Source organism: Sphingomonas sp. (assembly GCF_024508665.1).
Taxonomy (GTDB): Bacteria; Pseudomonadota; Alphaproteobacteria; order Sphingomonadales; family Sphingomonadaceae; genus Sphingomonas.
Map to the genome: position 1 here is coordinate 386856 of NZ_JANINP010000003.1, position 21511 is coordinate 408366.

Genomic DNA, 21511 nt, shown 5'->3' on the forward strand with positions numbered 1-21511 from the left:
CGATAGCTGGGGCGGGCAGATCGCTGCAAAGACCGGTTCAAATGTTTCGATTCAAATGTTCACAATGTGACGAATGGCACGAAGGCATGCCCAGTTTCGCGACTGATGCGCCGCCCTATTATTACGATGTGCCCGAAACCGAACGCGCCGAACGGTGCGAACTCACATCCGACACCTGCATCGTGGACGACGAATTTTTCTTCGTGCGCGGTTGCGTGGACATACCAGTGCACGGCGAAAGCGAACCGTTCAGTTGGGGCTTGTGGGTATCGCTGAGCCGAAAGAGCTTCGAAGAATTCACCAGTTTGTTCGGCGTGCCTGCCCGCGACGACTATGGGCCTTATTTCGGTTGGCTATCAGCCTATCTCGCGGTCTATCCGGACATCGAGAACCTTAAAACGCAGGTCCATATGCGCAACGACGGTGTACGGCCATTTATCGAGCTGGAGCCCACCGACCATCCCTTGGCCATCGAGCAACACGAGGGCATTTCGGTGGAGCGGGTCGCCGAAATCTATGCAGCTTATATGCACTGAGCTGTGTTGCCTTTCCTTTCCCTTGTCGAATGAACGGTATGGCGGCAGGGTCGCCGCAACGACAGGAGAGAGCGATGGCGGATTTCGAGATGCGGCGGGTGGCGTTGCCCACCGGAGTCGGGCTTGACGTAGCGGTAGCGGGCCTGCCCACCAATCCGCCAATCATTCTCCTCCACGGCTTTCCCGAGTCGCATCGCACCTGGCGGCATCAGATCGCCGACCTCGCCGAGGATCATTTCGTCCTTGCTCCCGACCAGCGCGGGTTTGCGAAATCGTCCAAGCCCGAAGGCGTCGAAAATTACACGCCCGACAAGCCGGTCGCCGACATGATCGCGCTGGCCGACCATTTCGATATCGAGCGTTTCACTCTGGTTGGGCACGATTGGGGCGGCGCGATTGCGTGGATGGCGGCGCTCAACCATCCCGACCGCGTCGCACGGCTCATCATCATCAACGCGCCACATCCCTTCGTCTTCCAGAAGTCGCTGTTCGACGACATGGCGCAGCGCGAGGCGAGCCAATATATCCGCGCGTTCCGCAACACCGATCTCGAAAAGCATATCGAGTCGATCGGGCTGTCCGCCTTCTTCGACGGCAGTTTCATGCGCCACACCGACTTCGAGAAGGTGAAGGACGAAAAGCCGATCTATCTCGAGCAATGGGGCCAGCCAGGCGCGATGACGGCGATGCTCAACTGGTATCGCGCCAGCGCAGTGCAGGTCCCGGCGATGGACGAGACGCCCGAGCGACCGGCGTTTCTGGATGGGCCCTTCCCGCCGCTCAAGATGCCGACCCTGGTGATCTGGGGTTTGGGCGACAAGGCACTGTTGCCGGTGCAGTTGGAGGGTCTCGAAGCGCTGGTGCCCGATCTGACGCTCAAGAAGCTGGAGGGCGTGGGACATTTCGCGCCCTGGGAAGCCCCCGAGAAGGTCACCGGCGCAATGCGCGAATGGCTTGCCGACCACGGCGGTTGAAATCAGGCGCGGCGAATGCGCCCCCCGGGGGAGTCAGTTGCAGATCGCGCGGAACCCAGCAGCCATGAACTTGGCCATGCGGTCCTTGATCGCGGCGAAGTCGTCCGACCGCGCCGCGCCGCCTGACAATTTGTCGATCCGGCCGGTACGTGCGAGCGTGAGCATCAGCGCGCCGGTCACGAAATGATATCCCCAGAAGATGTCGGCCTCGCCACAATCAGGGAGCGCCTTCTTGAGCAGATCGATCAGCCGCAGCACGACGGGATCGAAATGCATGTCCATCAATTCGGCGCCCCATTCAGGCGTGTTGGCGACCTGGGCACCTAGCTTGGCGTAGTTCCGCCACCCTTCCCCGCCATTGCCGTAAAGATCGAGATCGGTGTCGAGAAAGGCGTGCAGCGCGCCCTCCACCGTGGGCTTGCCGCCGCATGACGCCTCGTAATCGTCGAGCACCTTCATCCTGAGCTCGCGCGTCACGGCGGCGCGGCGCGCGAATACCGCGTCGAACAGCGCCTTCTTGTCCGCGAAATAGTAATTGAGCAGGGTGTGATGGACGCCGACTTGCTTCGCGACATCCTTCAGCGTGGTGCCGTAGAGACCGTGCTGAGCGAACAACCCCTCGGCCGCGTCGAGAATCTGCTCCATCGTTTCCGCGCGCTGTTCGGCCTTGCGCGACCGGCGTGGCGGTGGGGTGGTCTTGGTCACGATCATGGTCCTTCCAGCCTCGTCCATCAGCGTCAAGCGCTGGGGTCACGTCTACAATATTCACTCTTGTGATAATGTATATGTTGACACTTGCACCGGCTTCCCGTCATCATGCGGAACAAGCGGGCAAAAAGCCGGGGAGAGGACATTGGATTTTCTGACGGCACTCTGTCCGCCGCGCGGCCACGCTAGGCTTGGCACACCGCCCCGGCGGGTCCGGTAATGGCGACGACACTGACAACGACGCCGTCCCCCGCCCCCGCCACGTCGGCACGGGCATGGCTCATGCTCGGCACGCTGACGTTCGTCTATGTGCTCAATTTCCTCGACCGCCAGTTGCTCGGCATTCTGGCCAAGCCGATCCAGGACGATCTGCATATCACCGATGGCCAGCTCGGGCTGATCGGCGGGCTCTATTTCGCCTTTTTCTATTGCTTCATCGCGATCCCGATCGGCTGGCTTGCCGATCGCTCCAACCGGATCACCATCGTCGCGCTCGCCTGCGCGATCTGGAGCGGCGCGACCACCGCCTGCGGCCTCGCGGCGACCTATCCGCAGCTCGTCGTCGCGCGAATGACGGTGGGCTTCGGCGAGGCGGGCGGCGTGCCGCCCTCATACGCGCTGATCACCGACACGTTTCCGCCAGGGCGCCGCGGCATCGCCTTCGGGATCTACAATCTCGGCCCGCCGATCGGCGCCGCCTTGGGAATCGCGTTCGGCGCCTCGATCGCCGCGTTTTTCCATTGGCGCGACGCGTTCATCGCGATCGGCGCGGTCGGTGTCGTGACCGCGGTTCTCGTCCGGATATTCCTGCGGGAGCCGGAGCGCGGGGCGACCGACCTCGTCGTGCAGGACGTCCCGACCAAGGCGCGTTTCTGGCCGACCATCGGCATGTTCTTCACCCATCCGGTGCTGATGCTCGCCGCGCTGGGGAGCGGTGCGACCCAGTTCGTGACCTATGGTCTGGGCAATTTCGCGGTACTGTTCCTGATCCGCGAAAAAGGCATGACCCTGCAGGAGATAGCGATCTGGTACGCGCTGGTCGTCCTCATCGGCATGTGCACGGGAATGCTTGTGTCCGGTCGCGTTATCGACCGCTTCACGCGCCATTCGCGGCGCGTCTATGCCATCGCCCCGGCGCTGTCGTTGGCCATCGCGATGCCATTCTATGCGGCATTCGTGTGGTCACCGGGTTGGCCGCTCGCGCTCGTCCTGCTGACCATCACCATGTCGTTCAACTACACGTACCTCTCCTGCTCGGTGGCACTGGTGCAGGAGGAAGTGCGGCCTGACCAGCGCGTGCTGTCGGGCGCGCTGCTGCTGCTCGTGATGAACTTCATCGGCCTTGGCTTGGGACCGACCTGGGTCGGCGCGGCGAGCGACTGGTTCAAGGCCGCGGGCGACATACATTCGCTGCGTACCGCGCTCTACACGCTGCTTCCGGCCTATCCGATCGCAATCCTGCTCTTCTTCTGGCTCGCCCGGGTGATCCGGGCGCAGGAAAGGACCCCGGCATGACTCACTTCCGTTCGCTGACCGCACTCGGCGCGCTGCTTTTTGCGGTGCCCGCCATGGCTCAGCAATCCGCGCCGGTGGTCGATGCCCCGTCGGGTGCGGTGCGCGGCACGACGGAGGGCGATCTCAACGTGTTCAGGGGCATTCCCTATGCGGTACCGCCGGTCGGTGCGATGCGCTGGCGCCCGCCCGCACCGATGCAGCGCTGGAAGGCGGTGCGCAAGGCGACGGCGTTCGGCCCTGCCTGCGTGCAGCCCCAGGGAAAATCGGCCTCGGTCTACTCGCCCCCTGCGCCCTTACCGGTCAGCGAGGACTGCCTGACGCTCAACATCTGGGCGCCGAAGAACGCGAAGAACGCCCCGGTCTTCTTCTGGATTCACGGTGGCGCGCTGGTCACGGGATCGAGCCGCGAGGCGACTTATGACGGCCGCCGGATGGCCGAACGCGGCGTTGTCGTCGTGTCGATCAATTACCGCCTCGGCGTGCTTGGCTGGCTCGCTCATCCGGGGCTTACGGCGGAATCCCCTCAGCATGTGTCCGGCAATTACGGCCTTCTCGACCAGATCGCGGCGCTGGGCTGGGTCAGACACAATATCGCGGCGTTTGGCGGCGATACGAAGAACGTCACGATCGCAGGCGAATCCGCCGGCGCGCTCAGCGTGATGTACTTGCTCGAATCGCCGCTCGCGCGCGGGCTCTACAGCAAGGCGATCGCCGAGAGCGGCTACATGATCTCGATGCCCGAGCTGAAAAAGGCCGTCTATGGCGCGCCGTCGGGCGAAGCAGCCGGACAGATGCTCGGCGGCGCACTCCAGGCGCCGGATATCGCGGCACTGCGCGGGATCGACGCGCAGACCATCACCGACAGCGCAGCCAAGCTCGGCTACGGCCCTTGGGGCACGGTCGACGGGCTCGTCCTGCCGCAACAGATGGTCGAGGCGTTCGACCAGGGCAAACAGGCGCCGGTGCCGCTGCTCGCCGGATTCAACCAGGGCGAGATCCGTTCGTTGATGATGCTCGCACCCAAGCCGCCGGCCACGGCCGCCGAATATGAGGCGACGATCCGCGACCGTTATGGCGACCTTGCCGATGCCTTCCTCAAAATCTACCCTGCGGCCGACTACAAAGAGAGCATCATCGCCACGACCCGCGACGGGCTCTATGGCTGGACCGCCGAGCGGATGGCGCGCAAGCAGACCGCGATCGGCCAGCGCGCCTATCTCTATCTGTTCGACCACGGCTATCCGGCGATGGACAGCGCCGGCCTCCACGCGTTTCACGCCAGCGAATTGCCTTATGTGTTCGGCACGATCGACACGCTCGGTCCCAATTGGCCGAAAATCCCCGACACGCCCGAGGAGCACGCTTTGTCCGATGCGATGCTCGATTACTGGACCAGCTTCGCCCGCGACGGGAATCCCGTCGCTGCCAAGGCTCCCGCCTGGCCGGCCTACGGCGCCACCGCAAACTACATGCATTTCACCGCGGCGCCCGAGCCGAGCAAGAACCTGATGCCCGGCATGTATGCGCTTAACGAGACGGTGATGTGCCGCAAGAAGGCGAACGGCAAGATCGGCTGGAACTGGAACGTCGGACTGGCCGCGCCGAAGATTCCGCCGAGAACGGACGGGTGCAATTGATCGACTAGCGCCCGGCGATTTCGTGTTGAAGGTCTCGCTCGGCAGAGGCCGGATAAGCGCATCGGTCGGGCGCGACGTGACTTTTACCGCCCCATCGCCACGGCAGCGATCTTCCCCGCCTCGTAATCCGCGCGCAGCCGGTTCTTGTCGATCTTGCCGGAGGCCGCGAGCGGCATCGTGGCGATTTCGGCCACGCGATCGGGAATCCACCAATCGGCGACCTTGCCGCGCAGCAGGTCTAGCAGCACGCGCGCGTCGGCCTTGCCGTCGCTTTCGACGATCAGCACCGGCCGTTCGCCCCATTTGGCATCGACTCGTCCGATCACCGCGACATGGCGCACCGCCGGATGCGTGCCGACGATCGTTTCGATCTCGTTGGGATTGATCCACTCGCCGCCCGACTTGATCAAATCCTTGGCACGGCCACAGATCGTCAGGTTGCCCGCCGCGTCGATCATCGCAAGGTCGCCTGTGTCGAAATAGCCTTCCTCGTCCAGCGCGTCGCTCTCGGCCCGAAAATAGCGGTCGATGACGCTCGCGCCCTTGACCTTCAAATGTCCCTGGACACCGCGCTGCTCCGGCAAGGTCGCCCCATCGGCGTCGGTCAGCTTGAGATCCAGACCGATCGGCGGCCGCCCCGATCCGCGCGCGGGGTCGGTCGTGCCGGGCGCGGCGATCGTGCCAACCGGCGACAATTCGGTCATTCCCCAGCTCGTCTGCACTTCAGCGCCAAGCAGGGTCTCCAGTCGCCGGATCAGCGCATCGGGGCAAGACGATCCGCCGATCACCACGCGCTTCAGGCTGGGCAAGTCGATTCCCGTCGCCTCGACATGGTCGGCGAGCGCCAGCCATACCGTCTGCACGCCCACTGCCACGGTCACGTCCTCGCCGCGGATCAATCGCGCCAGGCTCGCGCCGTCGATCACGCGCCCCGGCAGCACCAGCTTAGTGCCTGCGGCCGGCGCAGCAAACGGCAGCCCCCAGCCATTGGCGTGGAACATCGGCACCGCAAGCAGCAGGACGTCGCGCGCCGTCAGCGCGATCGCATCGGCCTGAAGTGCGCGCACCGTGTGGAGGTAATTGGAGCGGTGGGTATAGACGACGCCCTTCGGGCTGCCGGTGGTGCCGGACGTGTAACACAGACCCGCCGGCAGATTCTCGTCGAACCCGCCCCACACCGCCGCGGCACCGTGCGTATCGAGCAGCGCGTCATGACCCCAAATCCTTACATCCATCCGGTCGATCGCCGCGCTGTCGAACGCCGGATTGTCGAGCACGACGACATGCTCGATCGATCGGCACATTGCGACCAGTTCACGCGCGAGCGGTATCAGGTCGGCGGCTACTGCCAGTACCCGATCCTCGGCTTCGTCGATCATCGCGGCAAGGTGCGCGGCGGTCAGCCGAGGATTGAGCGTGTGGCAGACCAGGCCGATGCCCATGGCGGCATAATAGAGTTCGAGATGATGCGGCGTGTTCCAGGCGAGCGTCGCGACGCGATCGCCCTGGTTCATGCCAAGCGCTGCGAGCGCGCCCGACATCCGACTGCTGCTCTCCCTGAGTTCGGCATAGGTACCGCGCGCGATCACCTGCCCCGCCTCGGCGCCGACGACCTCTCGATCATGGAACCACTTGGCGGCGTGATCGAGAAACTTGTCTACCGTCAGGTCGTAAGGTTGCATGACACCATGAGAGAAAGCGGGAGAAGAAAGGCCGGACGTCGCGGTTGCGCGCGGACGCCCGGCCAGGCTGGGAATCAAAAGGTCTTGAGTATTTTGACGCCGTATTGGCGTGGGGCTCCTGCGAAATAGAGCCCGCTATTGAGCGCCGCGACATAATGCTGGTTGGTCAGGTTGGTGCCGTAGGCCGTAACGGTCCAGCTACCTTTGGCGTACGCAAGCTGCGCATTGAGAATCTTACGCGCATCGAGCCGATCGCCGAGGTTCGGATTCTGGAACAGGGTCGCCCATTGGTTGCCGACATAGCCGAAATTGGCACGGGGCGTGATCGAGCTGCCGTCGGGCAGCTTGAACGTGTACTCGCCGCTGACGTTGAAGGTGACGTTGGGCGCATAGGTCTGGCGCCGGCCGGCCAGGTTGATGCAGTTGGTGGCTGCGGCTGAGCCGCCCTTGATCGGGTCGCACGCCCCGGTGGCGGCGATGCGCGGATCGCTGGCGTAGAACGAGCCGAGTTCGCTGTGCAGCACGTTGACGCCGGCGTCGAACTTGAATCCGCCGACATTGACTTCCGCCTCGGCCTCGAACCCGTAGATCTTGGTGCTGTCGGGAACGTTCAGCTCGATCCCGAAGGTCGGGAAAGTCGGGTAGCCGATGATGACCTGGAAGTTCTTATAGTCGTTGTAGAAGCCGGTGACCGTCGTGCGGACGTGGCCGCCGGCCCAATTCGCTTTCCAACCGGCTTCGTACGAGGTGATCGTCTCCGGCTTGAACGGCGCCGGTAGGCCCAGGCCGACCGGGACGTTGAGCCCGCCCGGACGGAAACCGGAAGCGACGAAGCCATAGAGATACTGGTCGCGATTGATCTTCCAGCCGAGCGATGCCTTGTACGAGAAATTGTCCGACGACACCGACTGCACCTGGCTGATCGGCAGCCCATATTGCAGCACATTGACATAGTTGGTCGAACGGCTGGCGGTATAGCGCCCACCCAGTTCCAGCTTCAGGCTCGGCGTGATCTGGAAACCGACCTGGCCGAACGCGGCAAGATTGCGCTCTGGATTGCGGCCCGCCAGCTGATACAGGCACGCGGGAACCGTCGTGACCGGATAGCAGACATTGATCGTGAAATTGCTGAACGGCTTCGGGAAGAAATAGGCATTCCACATTCCGAACCCGCCGATCAACCAGGTGAAGCGCTGATTGTCGGGCGAGATGATGTTGAATTCCTGGCTGAACTGGGTCTCTACGACCTTGTCGAAAAAGCTCCAGTTCTTTACCGTCTTCGTGACCGGATCGACGATGTTCGATGCGGTACCGTCCAGGTCGGCGCGGTATAGCGTAGTGCCGTTCTGGAACCCGGTGACCGACCTGAACTTGATGCCGCCGGTCGTGTCATACTCCAGCTTGAGCACCGAGCGGACGAAGGTGTCGCGAGCATCCTGAGGCGCATTGAGCTGAATGTCGTAGAGGTCGCGCTTATAGGCCGGATAGGCATTGCTGTGCTGCCAGAACGGCGAGGCCGGATAGGCGCCGGAATCGAGCGCGTCGAAATCAGTCTTCCACAATGCCGAGAATTGGCTGCTCGGCTTCCACAGGAAGCTCACGCGACCAGCCAGATATCCCATCTTGCCGCTGTCATAGGGGTAGGCGGTGCCGCCCGCGCCGTGGACGTTAAAGAAGCTGTCGCGGCGCTCGGCGAATAATGCGACGCGCGCGGCAAACGTGTCGCTGATCGGCAGGTTGATAGCACCTTGCATGCCGGCGTCGTTGTAATTGCCGTAATTGGCATTGAAATAGCCGTGAATTTCGCCGCCGACGATCGGGTCGTTGGTATTGACGAACACCGCGCCGCCGGTCGAATTCTGGCCGACAATCGTGCCTTGCGGGCCGCGCAGCACCTGGATGTTGGCAACGTCGAAATAGGGCTCCATCTGGAAATAGCCTGGAAAGGTCGGCACGCCGTCGCGATAGGTGATCACGCCGGTCGTGGTCTGGGTGTTGTGTTCCGCCTTGCCGATGCCGCGGATATTGAAGTCGTTGCCTTGGCCGAAATTGTTCACCACCACGCTGGGCATCGCGAATTGCAGCGCATCGACATTGGCGACGCCCTTGTTGCCCAGATCGGTGCCACTCAGCACGGAGGCCGATACCGCGGTCGTCATCAGGTCTTCGCTGCGGCGCTGCGCGGTGATGACGATGTCGCCGGGCAAATTGCTGTTGTCGGTCGCTGCCTGGCTTTCGTCCTGCGGCGCGGCTGCCGGCGTGGATTGAGGAGCGGTTTGAGCGGCAGCGCCGCCGCTCCAGGTAAGAGCGAGCGCGGATGCGCCCAGCCACAACGCACGAACCTTCATTGCATCCCTCCCACAGATCACATCGCGCTCTCCGGCGCCGGTGCCGAGGAAACTGCCGCAAAGCGCGCCCCGTTGCAATATTAATTCACACAATAGTGAATTTAGATTCAGAGGAGGCGTCCGGCCGACAGCGTGATCGGTTGCCCCCTCGATCAACGCGGCAAGGCCACCATAGGGTCGAGTTCAGGGTATCGGTCGGTCAGCGCCGATCGTTGTCGACCCGATCGTAAGCGGCCTGAATATCGGCGGGCGGGTCGTCGTCGCCTTCTTCGGGCAGATCCTTGTGTTTGACCGCCGCCCAGCGCTCGAGCCAGTCCATTCCCTCTTTTTCTGCGACGATGTCGGGCGTGCGATAAGCGGGGTCGCGCATCGCGCGATCGAGGCTCACCGGGCGCAAACGAAAACGCCGGAACAAGGACGCGAGATCGTCGACCGAATCCGCATTGAGCCGCGTGCAATGCAAGAGCATGACTTGCGCGATATCGCGTCCGAACAGGATGCGTCCGCTCCGGATCGACCATTCGATCCGGCGGGCAGTGTAAGCAAGATATTCGGCCTTGATCCGTCGTTGGCGCGCGACATCCTTCCGCGCGATGGCATCGTCATAAGGCTCGGCGAACTCCCAGTCATCCGCATCGATCGTGACCGGTGCGATGCGGTAGCCGTGCCCGGCAAGCCAGCCGTCGATCGTTCGCTTGACCGACATCGGAAAGCCGGTTTCGAGATAGGGATGCCGGAACCAGCTCAGGCGCCGGTGATATGGTCGAAGAAGAGCATTGGTAACCGGCTCGCCGCGAGCCACGTCGGCAATATAGGCCTCCGCGCCAAGCGTGTTGGGGGATTCGTGCGAAAATGTGTGGTTTCCCAGGACCATCCCGGCATCGAGCCAACGCTTGAGATTGGCGATCTGCCGATCGCGGTTCAGTTCATCCAGCTTACCCTCGTTGACGAACCCGGTCGCCGGGAAATGATGGCGCTTCAGTCCTCGTAGGATCATCGCGTTGAGATAATCGACATAGGGTTGGTCGTTGAGAATGGTCAGCGCCGGAAGGTCGTCGAAGGTGAGCGCGATCCTGCCTTCCCGTGCCCGCGCGGAGGCCGGTTGGCTCACGATCAGGACGGCGACCGCCAACATCGCCCTCAATAGCGACGCCGTCGTAGCCATTGTCGAGCCGCCGCCGCGGCGCCCATGATTGTCACTTACCCAATTCAACGGTCGACAAGAGGGATCGCTCGCCATCGGCTCCCCCGCCGACGTGTCAGTTCGATCCCGCAACGGCTGCAATGGCTCACGTCGAAGCCCGACCCCGACGTCGAGTTGCCCCAGTTCATATGATCCCGATCCGGTAGATGTCGGCCGAACGAACAAAGAAGCTTGTCGATTGCCATTGGATATCCAATCCGATGTGCCGACCATCCTTATACCCCAAGATATAAGCTCATGAGCACTCAAAACCGTTCAGATCGGGGATGCTCTGCACGACGGTCGAACCCCGCGTCATTCATCCCGTCGAACCAATTCCTTAGCGAGCGCCAGCGCCACCCATTTCTTTGATAGCCCCACGCTCTGGGCATAGGCTCTCGCCATGGCGAAGGACAGATCGCGCGATGGCAGCCTGTCGAAGTCCGAATTCTCAGGCGCTCCGACCACGTCCGGATCGGCACCGATTCGCCGGGCGATGTCCTCCAACGACAAGCCCGCCCTCAGCCGCCCACGCCATAATGCCTCGCCGACCTGGATCGAAATGGCCCATCCGGCGGTCGGCGGGCGATACAAAGATCTGTGCAAGTGGCGGGATCGCACGAGCGCCGGGAAATGCTGCTCGGCAGATGCACAAAAGGCTCGGAAGACTTTAGCCTTCCGAGCCTTTCGATGGTGGGCGTGGCAAGGATTGAACTTGCGACCCCTGCGATGTCAACACAGTGCTCTACCACTGAGCTACACGCCCACGGGGAGGGCGCCCTGTAGCGGCGCTTCCGCCGCTGTGCAAGCGGGTAAACTCTATAACCCGCCGTTGGCGCTTTCGACCTCGAACAGGCGGTCGACCTCGATCACGAGATCCCTGAGATGGAACGGTTTGGACAGCACGCGGGCATTGGGCATCTGCTTGCCGGCGCGAAGAGTAACTGCGGCGAAGCCAGTGATGAACATGACGCGCATGTCGGGTGCGATCTCCGACACTTTTTGCGCCAGTTCGATCCCGTCCATCTCGGGCATGACGATGTCGGTCAGCAGCAGATCGAAATGCTCGGTTTCGATCAGCGGCAGCGCGGCGGTACCGCGATCGACGGCGGTGACGGCATAGCCCGATCGTTCCAGCGCGCGCGTCAGATATTCGCGCATCACCGAATCGTCCTCGGCCAGTAGTATCCTGATCATGCCCGTCCGCTGCCTTGTGTCCCCGGGCGTTTTATGCCCCAAGGGCTTAAGATTTTCCAGCGTCGCGCGACGATTGCCCCAATGCGATACGATGAGTAGATTCGTCCGCATGGCCGCTCCCTCGTTCGATCGCGTCGGACCAATCCCGCCGGACAGCCCGGTGATCCTGTCGGTGCCGCATGCCGGGCGCGAGTATCCGCTTCAGCTGCGCGCCGCCGCCGCCGTGCCGGTCGCCTCGATGCTGGCGCTGGAGGATCGCCATGCCGATGATGTCGCGCTGGCAGCGCGGATCGACGAGACCGTATTCGTGCAACGCCGCGCGCGCGCCTGGATCGACCTCAACCGCGGCGAGGACGAGCGCGACCCGATGATCGACGACGGCGCGCGGCCGATCCCGGCCGGCGCCGCCGCGACCAAATTGCGCAGCGGGCTGGGCCTGGTGCCGCGGCGATCGGCGCCCGGGGTCGCGATCTGGAACCGACGACTGGGCGACGACGAAGTGCGGCAGCGCATTGTCCAGGATCACCGCCCCTATCATTCCGCGCTTGCCGACGCGTTGGCGGTCGCGCGCGAGCGGTTCGGGGCCGCTTTGTTGCTCGACGTCCATTCGATGCCGCCATTGCCCGGAGGCGCCGCCGCGCGCGTGGTAATAGGTGACCGCTTCGGCCGCAGCGCGGGCGGGCGGCTGGTCCATCGGCTGGAAGGGGAAGTCGTCGCCACAGGCCATCGCGCGGCGCTCAACACGCCCTATCCGGGTGGGTATATCCTGTCGCGCCACGGCCGCCCCCACGAGCATATCCACGCAATCCAGATCGAGATCGACCGGCGACTTTATCTCGACCCCGGCCTGACCCTGCCCGGCAAGGGTCTGGCCGGCACCGCCGCATTACTGCGCCGGATGATCGATGCCGTAACCGACGAATTGCTGACCGGCGGGCTGGCGCTCGCTGCGGAATGAGGTGGGCTGAGAAGTCGACCGTCCTGGATCGGCAGGTCGCGACCCGATGGTGGACGCTTAGGGCGTGTCTGCTTTGGCGCCTCGGCGAACGGCAGCGGCGGACATTAGGATACGCTCGACAATCGCTTCAAACTCTTCTCGTCCGATCGGATCGAGAGCATCGTATGTGGCCACGGGTTCTGGCCACCATCCATGTAACTTACCCCAGCTATCAAGCTCTCGGGCGGCCGCCTCAATTTCCATGGCCGAAGGCCGATCGGCATCAATGAAGTTCGAAGGGTGCATGCGGTAAATTTAGACCACTGTGCCGTTGCTCGCCAACCTTTGATAAACCTGCCGGTCGGCAATCCACCCAATAGCGGCCTCACGCCGGCGGCCTGACCGATCTCGCCCAGCCCATAAAAAACCACCCCGGGCAAATGCCCGAGGTGGCCAAGGTTCAGGGAGGAGACACGCCCGAAAGCGTGCCTGCACGACCTCGCGAAAGGGGGGACACGAAGCCGTACTTCAGCAACATAGGTCGATGAGATTACCGTTTCAAGACTCGGACTAGAACGTTCTCAATGGAGAATTTCATCCATTCCGGTTCAATCCCGGTGCCATCCGGCCGAGCACGGCGTCGCGCAGCAACAGATGGTGGCGCAGCGCCGCTGCGACGTGCAGCACGACCAGCCCGAGCATGGCATAACCGACTATGCCGTGGAGATTATGACCCAGCTTCGCCATCGCGCCCGATATCGGCAGCGGCGGGACCGGAAACAGCCAGAACCATGCCATTGGCCGTAGCCGCGCCGGATTGGAAGACAGCATCCAGCCGGTCAGCGGTAATAGCAGCAGCAGCGCGTAGAAGGCCCAATGCACCGCCTTTGCCACTGCGCGCTCCCAGCCCGTCATGTCGACAGGCAGCGGTGGCGGCCGATGCGTCAGCCGCCAGCCCAGCCGCAGCAGCGTCAGCGCCAACACGGTGAGCCCGATCGACTTGTGGATCGGGATCACCCATTTGATGCCGTCGAGCAAAGATTCGTGGAACAGGCCGAGCGCGAGGTTGACGAGGACCAGCAACGCGATCGCCCAATGGAGCCAGATCGCGCCCCACGAATAGCGGTCGGTTCGGATCAGCGTCATCCTCGTCACTCGATGCGCCGCGAGTCGTCTTTAGGCGACGAGCTGCGGCGCCGGCATCAGTCCCAATTGCATCTGACGCGTGAAGATCTCGCGCATCACCGACAGCGAGAACAGGTGCGCATAGATCAGCGGCAGCAGGCCCGATTGGGTCATCTTGCGCAGCTGGTCGCCGCGCAATTCCTTGAGCTTCTCTTCATTGATCATGCGGAAGCCCGAATAGACGAATGGCTTGTCGGCGCCGTCGGGCTGGATCGTCACTTCGCCGTCCATCAACAGGTCGAGTTCGCGCAGCTCGTTCATGAACGCCGCGGTGCGGGCGCCGGCTTCCTCGAATTGCTGGTTGAACTCGAGGATGTTCTTGGTGACCTCGGTCGGCGCGCCATCCGCGAACAGCGGCTCGCCGTCGTCGAACGCACCGATCGTCTCCGAGCTCGGATCGAAACACAAGGTCAGCTCTTCGGCCTCGGGGCGCAGGCGCGCGAGGAGATATGGATAGCGGCGGATATAGGCCGGAACGTAGGTATAGGGCTCGCGCAGCTGGCCCTTTTCGTCGATGAAGACGTTGACGCCCTCGTTCAGGCCCATCAGCGCCAGCGGCACGCCATCGTCACCTTGCGAGAAGACGATCGGCATGTTGCGCTGCGCCATCGGGAATTCGTCGACCGTCAGCGGGATCGCATGCTGGTTCGCCAGGAACGGCGCGCCGTTGGACGGCCGGATGCGAAAATTGCCATGCTGCTCGCTCGAAAGCGGTTCGAGCGCATTATAGAAAAGCGGAAGCGACTGCGGCGCGCTGGCCATTACCCTACTCCAATCGAATCTCTTGAACGCGGCTCCCCCAAGAAGCCGCACGTGGCCGTGCGCCCTAAGGGGTGGCGCCGTCGGGCGCAAGGATAACGAGCTTGCCCGGATTCATCAATTCGCGCGGATCGAATGCGGTTTTGATCGCACGCAGCGCCATCATCCGCGCCGGCGAGGACAGACGCGCCAGCTCGTCGCGTTTCAGCTGGCCGATGCCGTGCTCGGCCGAGATCGACCCGCCCGCGGCGACGACGAGGTCATGGACGAATGCCGAGATGACATGGCCTTCCTGCCCGTACCAACTCGGCCCGTCCGTACCGACCGGAGCGCGCACGTGGAAATGAACGTTGCCGTCACCGAGATGGCCAAACCCGGCCGCACGCGTCCCGGGGAAGCGCGCCTCCACTGTTTTCGCGCCTTCGGTGAGGAAGCGCGGCATGCCGGCGACCGGCACCGAGATATCGTGCTGCAGTGCTGGCCCCTCGGCTCGCGAGGCTTCGGGAATGGTCTCACGGATTTTCCACAAGGCGTCGGCCTGCGCCTCGCTGGCCGCGACGACCGCATCCTCGACCTCGCCTGCCGCGAGCGCATTACCGAGCAACCGTTCGAGCAAAGCCGCCGGCGATTCGCCGGCGGACGCCGCGCGCGTCGCCTCGATCAGGACGTGCCAGCCATGATTGCCGCCCAACGGCGCGCGCGTTCCTGGGACATGGCGGATCACCGCATCGAGGAAGCTTTGCGGGATGATCTCGAAACTTTCGACAGTCTGGGTCGCCCCCTGCAGTCGTCGCAACAGCGCCAGCGCGCGTTCGGGATCGGCGAGGCCGACCCAGGCCACCGCGCGATCCAGGATCGCGGGGACGAGTCGCAATGTCGCCGCGGTGATCACCCCGATCGTGCCTTCCGCCCCGATCAGCAGCTGGTTGAGATCGTAGCCGCGATTGTCCTTCTTGAGCGCGGCGAGCCCGTCGTGGAGCGTGCCGTCAGGGAACACCGCCTCGATCCCCGCGACCAGTCCGCGCATCGTCCCGAACCGCAGCACCTGCGTGCCGCCAGCATTGGTCGAGGCTAGGCCGCCGATCGTTGCGCTGCCCTTTGCGCCCAGGGTGAGCGGGAAGCGCATCCCTTCGGCCAGCGCGGCGTCGTGGAGGTTGGACAGGATCACGCCCGCCTCGGCCACCGCCAAAGCGTCGGCCGGCCGGAGCGAACGAATGCGATTCAATCGTCGTGTCGACAGGATCAGCGCCGAGCCATCGTGCGGCGGCGTAGCGCCGGCGACCATCGAGGTGTTACCCCCTTGCGGTACCAGCGCGACGCCAAGGTCACGCGCCTTCGCAACCACCAATTGCACGCCGGCGACCGTATCGGGTGCAAGGATCGCGGGACTGCTGCCATGAAAACGTCCGCGCCAGTCGGTCAGCCACGGCGCGATGTCCGCGGGATCGGTGACGACCGCCTTGTCGCCCAGCGCGGCGCGGACAGCGGCGGTCAACTCGGTCTGTGCGGGCGTCATGGCCAATGGCGCTAGCACGGCATGGGATACGTATCCAATTCATTGCGTGTTCAAATTATGGCCTTACCAAGGCGCGCTTCATGCCGAATCCGTCCCTTGCCGCCTTTGCCTTGATTGCCTCCATCGCCGCGGCCGCTACTCCCGCGCCCGCCGGCCAGGTGATCGGCACCGAACTGGCGCAAGTGACGATTCGCGGGCGGATCATCATCCGCGTCCCCAGCAGATTGCGTGGCGCGCCCGCACAACAACCCACACCGGCGCAACCGATCAAATGGGCCGAGAAAAAGGGTCCCAAATGCATTGCCGCCGACCAGTTGGGCGGCGCGATCGTAGCGACCGATTATGTCGACCTGGTGCTGCGCGGAGGCGACCGCGTCCGCGCCGAGCTCGACGGCGATTGTTCGGGCCTCGGCTATTATGGCGGTTTCTACGTCAAACCCTCGGCCGACGGCCAGGTCTGCGCCGGACGCGATTCGATCCGTACGCGCTCGGGCGATCAATGCACGATCAGGAAGTTCAAGAAGCTGGTCGCCAAGAAGTGAGTCTTAGCGCGTCTCACGGCGCATAGCGGCACCGCCGCGACCGAAACTCGCTCTTCCGCGAGGTTCACAAATAAACGCTCAAGCTTGACTTTCGGCAACTGATCGGCAAGCGCGCACGTTGTTGGATGGCGCACCTGCGCGCCGCCCATTTTTCCGGATTTATGGATGCCTTTTGCCGACCTCGGCCTTTCAGATGAGTTGCTCCGCGCCGTAGGCGAATCGGGCTATACCGAACCGACTCCGATCCAGGCTGCGACCATTCCCAGCGTGCTGATGATGCGCGACATCATCGGCATCGCGCAGACCGGCACCGGCAAGACGGCCGCGTTCGTGCTGCCGATGATCGATATTCTCGGCCATGGCCGCAGCCGCGCGCTGATGCCGCGCAGCCTGATCCTTGAGCCGACGCGCGAATTGGCCGCGCAGGTCGCCGAGAATTTCGAGAAATACGGCAAGTATCACAAGCTCTCGATGGCGCTGCTCATCGGCGGCGTACAGATGGGCGATCAGATCAAGGCGCTGGAAAAGGGCGTCGACGTGCTGATCGCGACACCGGGCCGGCTGATGGACCTGTTCGAGCGCGGCAAGATTCTGCTGACCCAGTGCAACCTGCTGGTGATCGACGAAGCCGACCGCATGCTCGACATGGGCTTCATCCCCGATATCGAAAATATCTGCACCAAGTTGCCGGCCAATCGCCAGACGCTCCTGTTCTCGGCAACCATGCCGCCGCCGATCAAGAAGCTGGCCGACAAGTTCCTGTCGAACCCCAAGACGATCGAGGTCGCGCGCCCCGCCACCGCCAATACCAACATCACCCAATGGGTGGTGCCGGTCGGCAGCGCGAGCCACGCCAAGCGCGCGGCGCTGCGCCAGTTGCTCGGTCAGGAAGAGGTCAAGACCGCGATCATCTTCTGCAATCGCAAGACCACGGTGCGCGAACTCAACAAGAGCCTGCGGAGCCATGGCTTTTCGAGCGGGGAGATCCATGGCGACATGGAGCAGCCGCAACGGATCGCGGAGCTCGAACGGTTCAAGAAGGGCGAGATCAACATTCTGGTCGCCTCCGATGTCGCCGCCCGCGGACTCGACATCAAGGGTGTCAGCCATGTCTTCAATTTCGACGCGCCCTGGCACCCCGACGATTACATCCACCGCATCGGCCGCACCGGCCGCGCCGGCGCCACCGGTGTCGCTTACACCTTCTCGTCAAGTGCGGATGCCGAGAATATCGAGAATATCGAAAAGCTGACCGGCATGAAGATCCCCCGGCTGGAAGGTGGCCCGCCGCCCGAAGCCGAGGAAAAGCCCCGCGCCCGCGCCGGTCGCGATGAAAAGCCGAAACGCGCGCGCGCCGCATCGGGCCGGAAGGCCGCCGCGGAGGAAACGCCCGAGGCGCCCGCACCGCGCGCGGAGAAGCCCGCGCGCCGCGAGGAACCGCGGTCGCGTCGTGAAGAAACCCGCCCGCGCCATGACGAGCCCCGCCCCCGCCGCGGTCGCGAGCAAGACGATGGGCCGGACGAAGGCTGGAACGGACCGGTGCCCGACTTCCTCAGCGTGGTGCTGACTGGTAATTGAGGCACGCGTGAGCCTGCCTGACTTTATCAGCGTGGTGCCGGTCAAACCGATCGTCAGCCCTTGCGTCAACGTCTGCCGGATCGACAGGAACCGGCTGTGCGAGGGCTGCCGGCGGACGATCGACGAAGTCGCCCGCTGGACCAGCATGACGCCCGCGGAGCGTGACCGCATCATGGCGGAATTGCCGTCGCGATAGGCGACTGGCTATCCAAGTATACGCATCCCCGGTCAGTTCGAGCGCGCCGAATCGATCATGCCAGCTGATTGGTCTCCATCAGCGCATCGTCGAGTTCGTTCGCACGCCTGTACGCGTCGCGCGAGGTTAGCCGCCCCGCATAAGCGGTGAAGGCGTCACGCTTGGGAATCGAGCCGAACTGGTTGCCCCAGATCACCTGGGCGCCGACATAGACGTCGGCCATCGTGAACGCGTCTCCGGCGATATAGTCGTAGCGCGACACCGCGCTTTCGAGCACGTCGATCGTCTGGTCGTAATTGCCGTAACCGAACATCCTGCCTTGTTCGGCCTGAGGGACGAAGCCGGCGCTATTGTTGGTCACGGCATGCTCGACCGGGCCGGCGGCGAAGAACAGCCAACGGTAATAGTCGGCGCGATCGGCGAGCGCCGGCGCCAGGCCCGCATCGGGAAAAGCATCGCCGAGATAGGCACAGATCGCCGCGCATTCGGTGACGATCTTGCCCTTGTGCTCGATCGCCGGCACCTTTCCCATCGGGTTGATCGACATGTAATCATCGCTCTTCATCGTATCGGCGTAGTTCATCACCCGGACTTCGTAATGCGCGCCGACTTCCTCGAGCGCCCAGCGCGCGATGCGGCCGCGCGACATCGGGTTGGTGTACAAGATCAGGTCGCTCATCGTCTTCTCCTCGGGGGATCAGTGGTTACGCCGGATCAGAGCGCTTTCTGGAACAGCGCCAGCATACGCTCCCAGGCACGGTCCGCCTGCGCCGCGTTGTACACCTTGCTGTCGGGCGGGCACCAGCCATGCATCGTACCCTTATAAACTTCGATCTCGGCCGGCAGCTTGGCCTCGTCGAACGCCTTGCGCAGCACGTCCTTGTCCGTCGGCGCGCGCTGGTCGTCATTCTCGGCTATGGCAATCAGGAAGCTCGCCTTCATCCGCGGGATCAGCATGTTGGGGCTGTCCGGCTTGTCGCCGACCAGCCCCCCACCATGGAACGTGCCGCCCGCGCGATAGCGGTCGGCGCGCGCGGCAACGGTGCGGAACACCATCGGCCCGCCCATGCAATAGCCGGTGCTCGCCAGGCCGCGTTTCCTGTCGACTTCCGGCTGCGCGTCTAGGAAGGCGGTGAACGCCTTGGCGTCGCTGACCGTCCCAGCCGGCGTCAGTTTCTCGACGAACGGCATGATCTTCGCCCGCACCTCAGGTTGGTCGAACGACTCGCCGGGCTTGAGGAACGGCGCCTTGGTCGAGCGATAGAATTGGTTGACCACCAAAACGGCATAGCCCGATTGCGCCAGCCGCTCGGCCATCTGCCGAAAAGCCGGACGCAGGCCCATGATGTCGGGCCAGATCAGCACGCCGGGATGCTTGCCCGTCGCCGGCGCGACGAAATAGGCGTCGGCCTTCCCCTCAGGCGTGTCGATCACGACATCGCGTCCCTTGATCGCCGCGGCATTGGCGGGAACCGGCAGCACCGCCATCAGTCCCGCGACGCCGGTCATCATACCGAACTGGCGGCGCGACGGATGCGCGATGCCTAGAAAACGAGCGTTATCCTCTGCCGTATGTTCGTCGCACATGCGATCTCTCCCTGAGTGGCTCGACTCGGCCTTATCCTAGGGCAGTGCGTCGATCGGTGCGAGCCGTGCCGCGGCTCAAGTCACGCGCCAGCGCCACACGCCGTCGCTGCCGGTTTCGCGCGTCGCCCGACCCTCGACCTCGAGGCGTTTCAAATGCGCCATCGCCTCGCCCGTCGCCATGCCGAGCACTTCCTGGCCGATCGCTCGCCGAAACAGGCGCCCGAAACAGTCGACCACCCGGCGCGACTCCTCCAGGAACACTTCGAGTTCGTCGAGGCGCGAGCGATGCTCGCGGTCCATCGCGTCGAGCCGCGTGTGGAGATGAAGGAACGGGTCACCATGTCCCGGCAGGGTAAGCACATCGGCCGGAACCTCGCGCTTCAACTTGGCGATCGAGTCGAACCATTCGCCCAACGGATCGGCGTCGGGTTCGGTGATGCCGAGCGAGACGTTGGGACTGATCCGCGGCAGGACCTGGTCACCGGCGACGAATAGCTTACCGGCCTCGTCGAGCAGACAGGCATGCTCGGGACTGTGGCCCGACCCGGTGATCACCCTCCAGGCGCGCCCACCGATCACGATCGTCTCGCCATCGACCATCCGGCGATATGACAAAGGCATCGGCCGCACGATGCGCCCAAAATTGGACCAGCCGCGCGCTGCCGCCAGATCGATCTGCTCGTCGCTCCAGCCGCAGGCCCGGCGGAAATCGTTGACCTCCTGCGGCGTCTCGGGCCGGGCATCGGCGACCAGCATCTGCGCGGTCAACCATTCGCCGCGCGTCATCCATAACGGTGCCCGGTGATGATCGCACATCCATCCGGCAAGCCCGATATGGTCGGGGTGGAAATGCGTGCCGATCATTCGCGTCACGCGCACGTCGGCGAGCGGCCCCTTGAACACGGACTTCCACGCTTCGCGCGTTTCGGTCCGGTTCATCCCGGCATCGACCAAGGCTACACCGTCGCCGCGGGTGTCACTGTCGTCGATCAGCCAGCAATTGATGTGCTTGAGCGGGCCGGGAACGTTGAGGCGTACCCAACGGACGCCGGGCGCGACCTGCATCACCTCACCCTCGCCAGGCTCCTTCCCGCCGAACGGATAGATCAGACCTTTATGGCTGGTGGGAACGAAGCTCTCGTCGGCGACGAACGCGGCATCGGGCGTACGGGCGGTGGCCATGCACCGCCGGTAGCAAGCGCCGCGATCAGATACCAGCGAAAGGAATCGCCGCATCTCTGTCTACAAGCATCCCAATACCCGGAAATCGAAGACGGCCGCCGCCCCGCGGCGCTCTGGGCTAACCGACGAGCGCCGCGGGTCGATCGCTCACCCGTGGAGCATCGAGACCGCGGCGCCGCCGCCATGCCATGTGCCATCGGTGCCGAGGTCGGCGACGAACGGCTGCATCTGGGTGGCGGCGGCAGCGCT

20 protein-coding genes and 1 tRNA gene are annotated in these 21511 nt (G+C 63.8%); 8 read left to right on the top strand and 13 right to left on the bottom strand.

Going from position 1 to position 21511, the window contains the following annotated elements; all coding sequences use genetic code 11:
• Window positions 1–41: 41 nt before the first annotated feature.
• Complete coding sequence (locus Q0L25_RS07105) at window positions 42–536, top strand: DUF2199 domain-containing protein (RefSeq protein WP_296612834.1); 495 nt, start codon at window positions 42–44, stop codon at window positions 534–536.
• A gap of 74 nt (window positions 537–610) precedes the next feature.
• Entirely contained in the window at window positions 611–1510 is a 900-nt protein-coding gene (locus tag Q0L25_RS07110) for an alpha/beta hydrolase (protein ID WP_296612835.1), read from the top strand.
• A gap of 33 nt (window positions 1511–1543) precedes the next feature.
• Here the strand turns inward: Q0L25_RS07110 and Q0L25_RS07115 are convergent, their stop codons facing one another.
• Complete coding sequence (locus Q0L25_RS07115) at window positions 1544–2215, bottom strand: TetR/AcrR family transcriptional regulator (protein ID WP_296612837.1); 672 nt, start codon at window positions 2213–2215, stop codon at window positions 1544–1546.
• Window positions 2216–2437: 222 nt separating this feature from the next.
• Here Q0L25_RS07115 and Q0L25_RS07120 point away from each other — a divergent pair, with 222 nt between their 5' ends.
• On the top strand, window positions 2438–3733 hold the full coding sequence (locus Q0L25_RS07120) for an MFS transporter (protein WP_296612838.1): 1296 nt from the start codon (window positions 2438–2440) through the stop codon (window positions 3731–3733).
• Window positions 3730–5370, top strand: a complete 1641-nt coding sequence (locus tag Q0L25_RS07125) for a carboxylesterase family protein (protein WP_296612840.1) — start codon at window positions 3730–3732, stop codon at window positions 5368–5370. The genes Q0L25_RS07120 and Q0L25_RS07125 overlap by 4 nt, the downstream gene beginning before the upstream one ends.
• A gap of 83 nt (window positions 5371–5453) precedes the next feature.
• Here Q0L25_RS07125 and Q0L25_RS07130 read toward each other — a convergent pair whose 3' ends face one another.
• The 6 genes from Q0L25_RS07130 to cpdR form a co-directional block, all read right to left on the bottom strand.
• The gene (locus Q0L25_RS07130; RefSeq protein ID WP_296612841.1) at window positions 5454–7052 is read right to left on the bottom strand and encodes an AMP-binding protein; all 1599 of its coding nucleotides are present in this window, start codon (window positions 7050–7052) and stop codon (window positions 5454–5456) included.
• 74 nt (window positions 7053–7126) lie between these two features.
• A complete protein-coding gene (locus tag Q0L25_RS07135; protein ID WP_296612843.1) occupies window positions 7127–9400 on the bottom strand; it encodes a TonB-dependent receptor in 2274 nt (757 codons plus the stop codon).
• A gap of 199 nt (window positions 9401–9599) precedes the next feature.
• The gene (locus Q0L25_RS07140) at window positions 9600–10565 is read right to left on the bottom strand and encodes a polysaccharide deacetylase family protein (RefSeq protein ID WP_296612845.1); all 966 of its coding nucleotides are present in this window, start codon (window positions 10563–10565) and stop codon (window positions 9600–9602) included.
• 333 nt (window positions 10566–10898) lie between these two features.
• The gene (locus Q0L25_RS07145) at window positions 10899–11189 is read right to left on the bottom strand and encodes a helix-turn-helix domain-containing protein (protein WP_296612847.1); all 291 of its coding nucleotides are present in this window, start codon (window positions 11187–11189) and stop codon (window positions 10899–10901) included.
• An 85-nt stretch (window positions 11190–11274) separates the two neighbouring features.
• Window positions 11275–11349, bottom strand: a tRNA-Val gene (locus tag Q0L25_RS07150).
• Between the two features lie 53 nt (window positions 11350–11402).
• Window positions 11403–11780, bottom strand: coding sequence for a cell cycle two-component system response regulator CpdR (gene cpdR, locus Q0L25_RS07155; RefSeq protein WP_296612848.1), 378 nt, complete (start codon window positions 11778–11780; stop codon window positions 11403–11405).
• 91 nt (window positions 11781–11871) lie between these two features.
• Here cpdR and Q0L25_RS07160 point away from each other — a divergent pair, with 91 nt between their 5' ends.
• Window positions 11872–12738 carry an N-formylglutamate amidohydrolase gene (locus Q0L25_RS07160; RefSeq protein ID WP_296612850.1) on the top strand — a complete coding sequence of 289 codons (867 nt, stop codon included), beginning with the start codon at window positions 11872–11874 and terminating at the stop codon, window positions 12736–12738.
• A gap of 573 nt (window positions 12739–13311) precedes the next feature.
• Here Q0L25_RS07160 and Q0L25_RS07165 read toward each other — a convergent pair.
• The 3 genes from Q0L25_RS07165 to Q0L25_RS07175 form a co-directional block, all read right to left on the bottom strand.
• Window positions 13312–13863: a cytochrome b gene (locus Q0L25_RS07165; RefSeq protein ID WP_296612851.1), complete on the bottom strand. Its 552-nt coding sequence runs from the start codon at window positions 13861–13863 to the stop codon at window positions 13312–13314.
• Between the two features lie 30 nt (window positions 13864–13893).
• Window positions 13894–14664, bottom strand: a complete 771-nt coding sequence (locus tag Q0L25_RS07170; RefSeq protein ID WP_296612853.1) for a SapC family protein — start codon at window positions 14662–14664, stop codon at window positions 13894–13896.
• Between the two features lie 64 nt (window positions 14665–14728).
• Window positions 14729–16177 carry an FAD-binding oxidoreductase gene (locus Q0L25_RS07175; RefSeq protein WP_296612855.1) on the bottom strand — a complete coding sequence of 483 codons (1449 nt, stop codon included), beginning with the start codon at window positions 16175–16177 and terminating at the stop codon, window positions 14729–14731.
• An 80-nt stretch (window positions 16178–16257) separates the two neighbouring features.
• Here Q0L25_RS07175 and Q0L25_RS07180 point away from each other — a divergent pair, with 80 nt between their 5' ends.
• The 3 genes from Q0L25_RS07180 (at window position 16258) to Q0L25_RS07190 (ending at window position 18493) form a co-directional block, all read left to right on the top strand.
• Window positions 16258–16719, top strand: coding sequence for a hypothetical protein (locus Q0L25_RS07180; RefSeq protein ID WP_296612857.1), 462 nt, complete (start codon window positions 16258–16260; stop codon window positions 16717–16719).
• A gap of 165 nt (window positions 16720–16884) precedes the next feature.
• Window positions 16885–18297, top strand: coding sequence for a DEAD/DEAH box helicase (locus Q0L25_RS07185; RefSeq protein ID WP_296612859.1), 1413 nt, complete (start codon window positions 16885–16887; stop codon window positions 18295–18297).
• Window positions 18298–18304: 7 nt separating this feature from the next.
• Window positions 18305–18493, top strand: a complete 189-nt coding sequence (locus Q0L25_RS07190) for a DUF1289 domain-containing protein (protein WP_296612860.1) — start codon at window positions 18305–18307, stop codon at window positions 18491–18493.
• 55 nt (window positions 18494–18548) lie between these two features.
• On the opposite strand, the gene Q0L25_RS07195 is transcribed toward Q0L25_RS07190, so the two are convergent.
• From Q0L25_RS07195 to Q0L25_RS07205, 3 genes are all read right to left on the bottom strand, one after another.
• Window positions 18549–19172 (bottom strand): glutathione S-transferase family protein, encoded by a 624-nt coding sequence (locus tag Q0L25_RS07195; protein ID WP_296612863.1) that lies wholly within the window; start codon window positions 19170–19172, stop codon window positions 18549–18551.
• 35 nt (window positions 19173–19207) lie between these two features.
• Window positions 19208–20080, bottom strand: a complete 873-nt coding sequence (locus tag Q0L25_RS07200; protein WP_296612864.1) for a dienelactone hydrolase family protein — start codon at window positions 20078–20080, stop codon at window positions 19208–19210.
• 75 nt (window positions 20081–20155) lie between these two features.
• The gene (locus Q0L25_RS07205; protein ID WP_296612866.1) at window positions 20156–21262 is read right to left on the bottom strand and encodes an MBL fold metallo-hydrolase; all 1107 of its coding nucleotides are present in this window, start codon (window positions 21260–21262) and stop codon (window positions 20156–20158) included.
• Window positions 21263–21511: the final 249 nt, after the last annotated feature.

Coding starts and splice junctions, on each gene's coding strand:
- Q0L25_RS07135 (WP_296612843.1), bottom strand. CDS start 9,400: ATGAAGGTTCGTGCGTTGTGGCTGGGCGCATCCGCGCTCGCTCTTACC.
- Q0L25_RS07200 (WP_296612864.1), bottom strand. CDS start 20,080: ATGTGCGACGAACATACGGCAGAGGATAACGCTCGTTTTCTAGGCATC.
- Q0L25_RS07160 (WP_296612850.1), top strand. CDS start 11,872: ATGAGTAGATTCGTCCGCATGGCCGCTCCCTCGTTCGATCGCGTCGGA.
- Q0L25_RS07130 (WP_296612841.1), bottom strand. CDS start 7,052: ATGCAACCTTACGACCTGACGGTAGACAAGTTTCTCGATCACGCCGCC.
- Q0L25_RS07110 (WP_296612835.1), top strand. CDS start 611: ATGGCGGATTTCGAGATGCGGCGGGTGGCGTTGCCCACCGGAGTCGGG.
- Q0L25_RS07185 (WP_296612859.1), top strand. CDS start 16,885: ATGCCTTTTGCCGACCTCGGCCTTTCAGATGAGTTGCTCCGCGCCGTA.
- Q0L25_RS07175 (WP_296612855.1), bottom strand. CDS start 16,177: ATGACGCCCGCACAGACCGAGTTGACCGCCGCTGTCCGCGCCGCGCTG.
- Q0L25_RS07195 (WP_296612863.1), bottom strand. CDS start 19,172: ATGAGCGACCTGATCTTGTACACCAACCCGATGTCGCGCGGCCGCATC.
- Q0L25_RS07105 (WP_296612834.1), top strand. CDS start 42: ATGTTTCGATTCAAATGTTCACAATGTGACGAATGGCACGAAGGCATG.
- Q0L25_RS07140 (WP_296612845.1), bottom strand. CDS start 10,565: ATGGCTACGACGGCGTCGCTATTGAGGGCGATGTTGGCGGTCGCCGTC.
- Q0L25_RS07165 (WP_296612851.1), bottom strand. CDS start 13,863: ATGACGCTGATCCGAACCGACCGCTATTCGTGGGGCGCGATCTGGCTC.
- Q0L25_RS07125 (WP_296612840.1), top strand. CDS start 3,730: ATGACTCACTTCCGTTCGCTGACCGCACTCGGCGCGCTGCTTTTTGCG.
- Q0L25_RS07180 (WP_296612857.1), top strand. CDS start 16,258: ATGCCGAATCCGTCCCTTGCCGCCTTTGCCTTGATTGCCTCCATCGCC.
- Q0L25_RS07205 (WP_296612866.1), bottom strand. CDS start 21,262: ATGGCCACCGCCCGTACGCCCGATGCCGCGTTCGTCGCCGACGAGAGC.
- Q0L25_RS07120 (WP_296612838.1), top strand. CDS start 2,438: ATGGCGACGACACTGACAACGACGCCGTCCCCCGCCCCCGCCACGTCG.
- cpdR (WP_296612848.1), bottom strand. CDS start 11,780: ATGATCAGGATACTACTGGCCGAGGACGATTCGGTGATGCGCGAATAT.
- Q0L25_RS07170 (WP_296612853.1), bottom strand. CDS start 14,664: ATGGCCAGCGCGCCGCAGTCGCTTCCGCTTTTCTATAATGCGCTCGAA.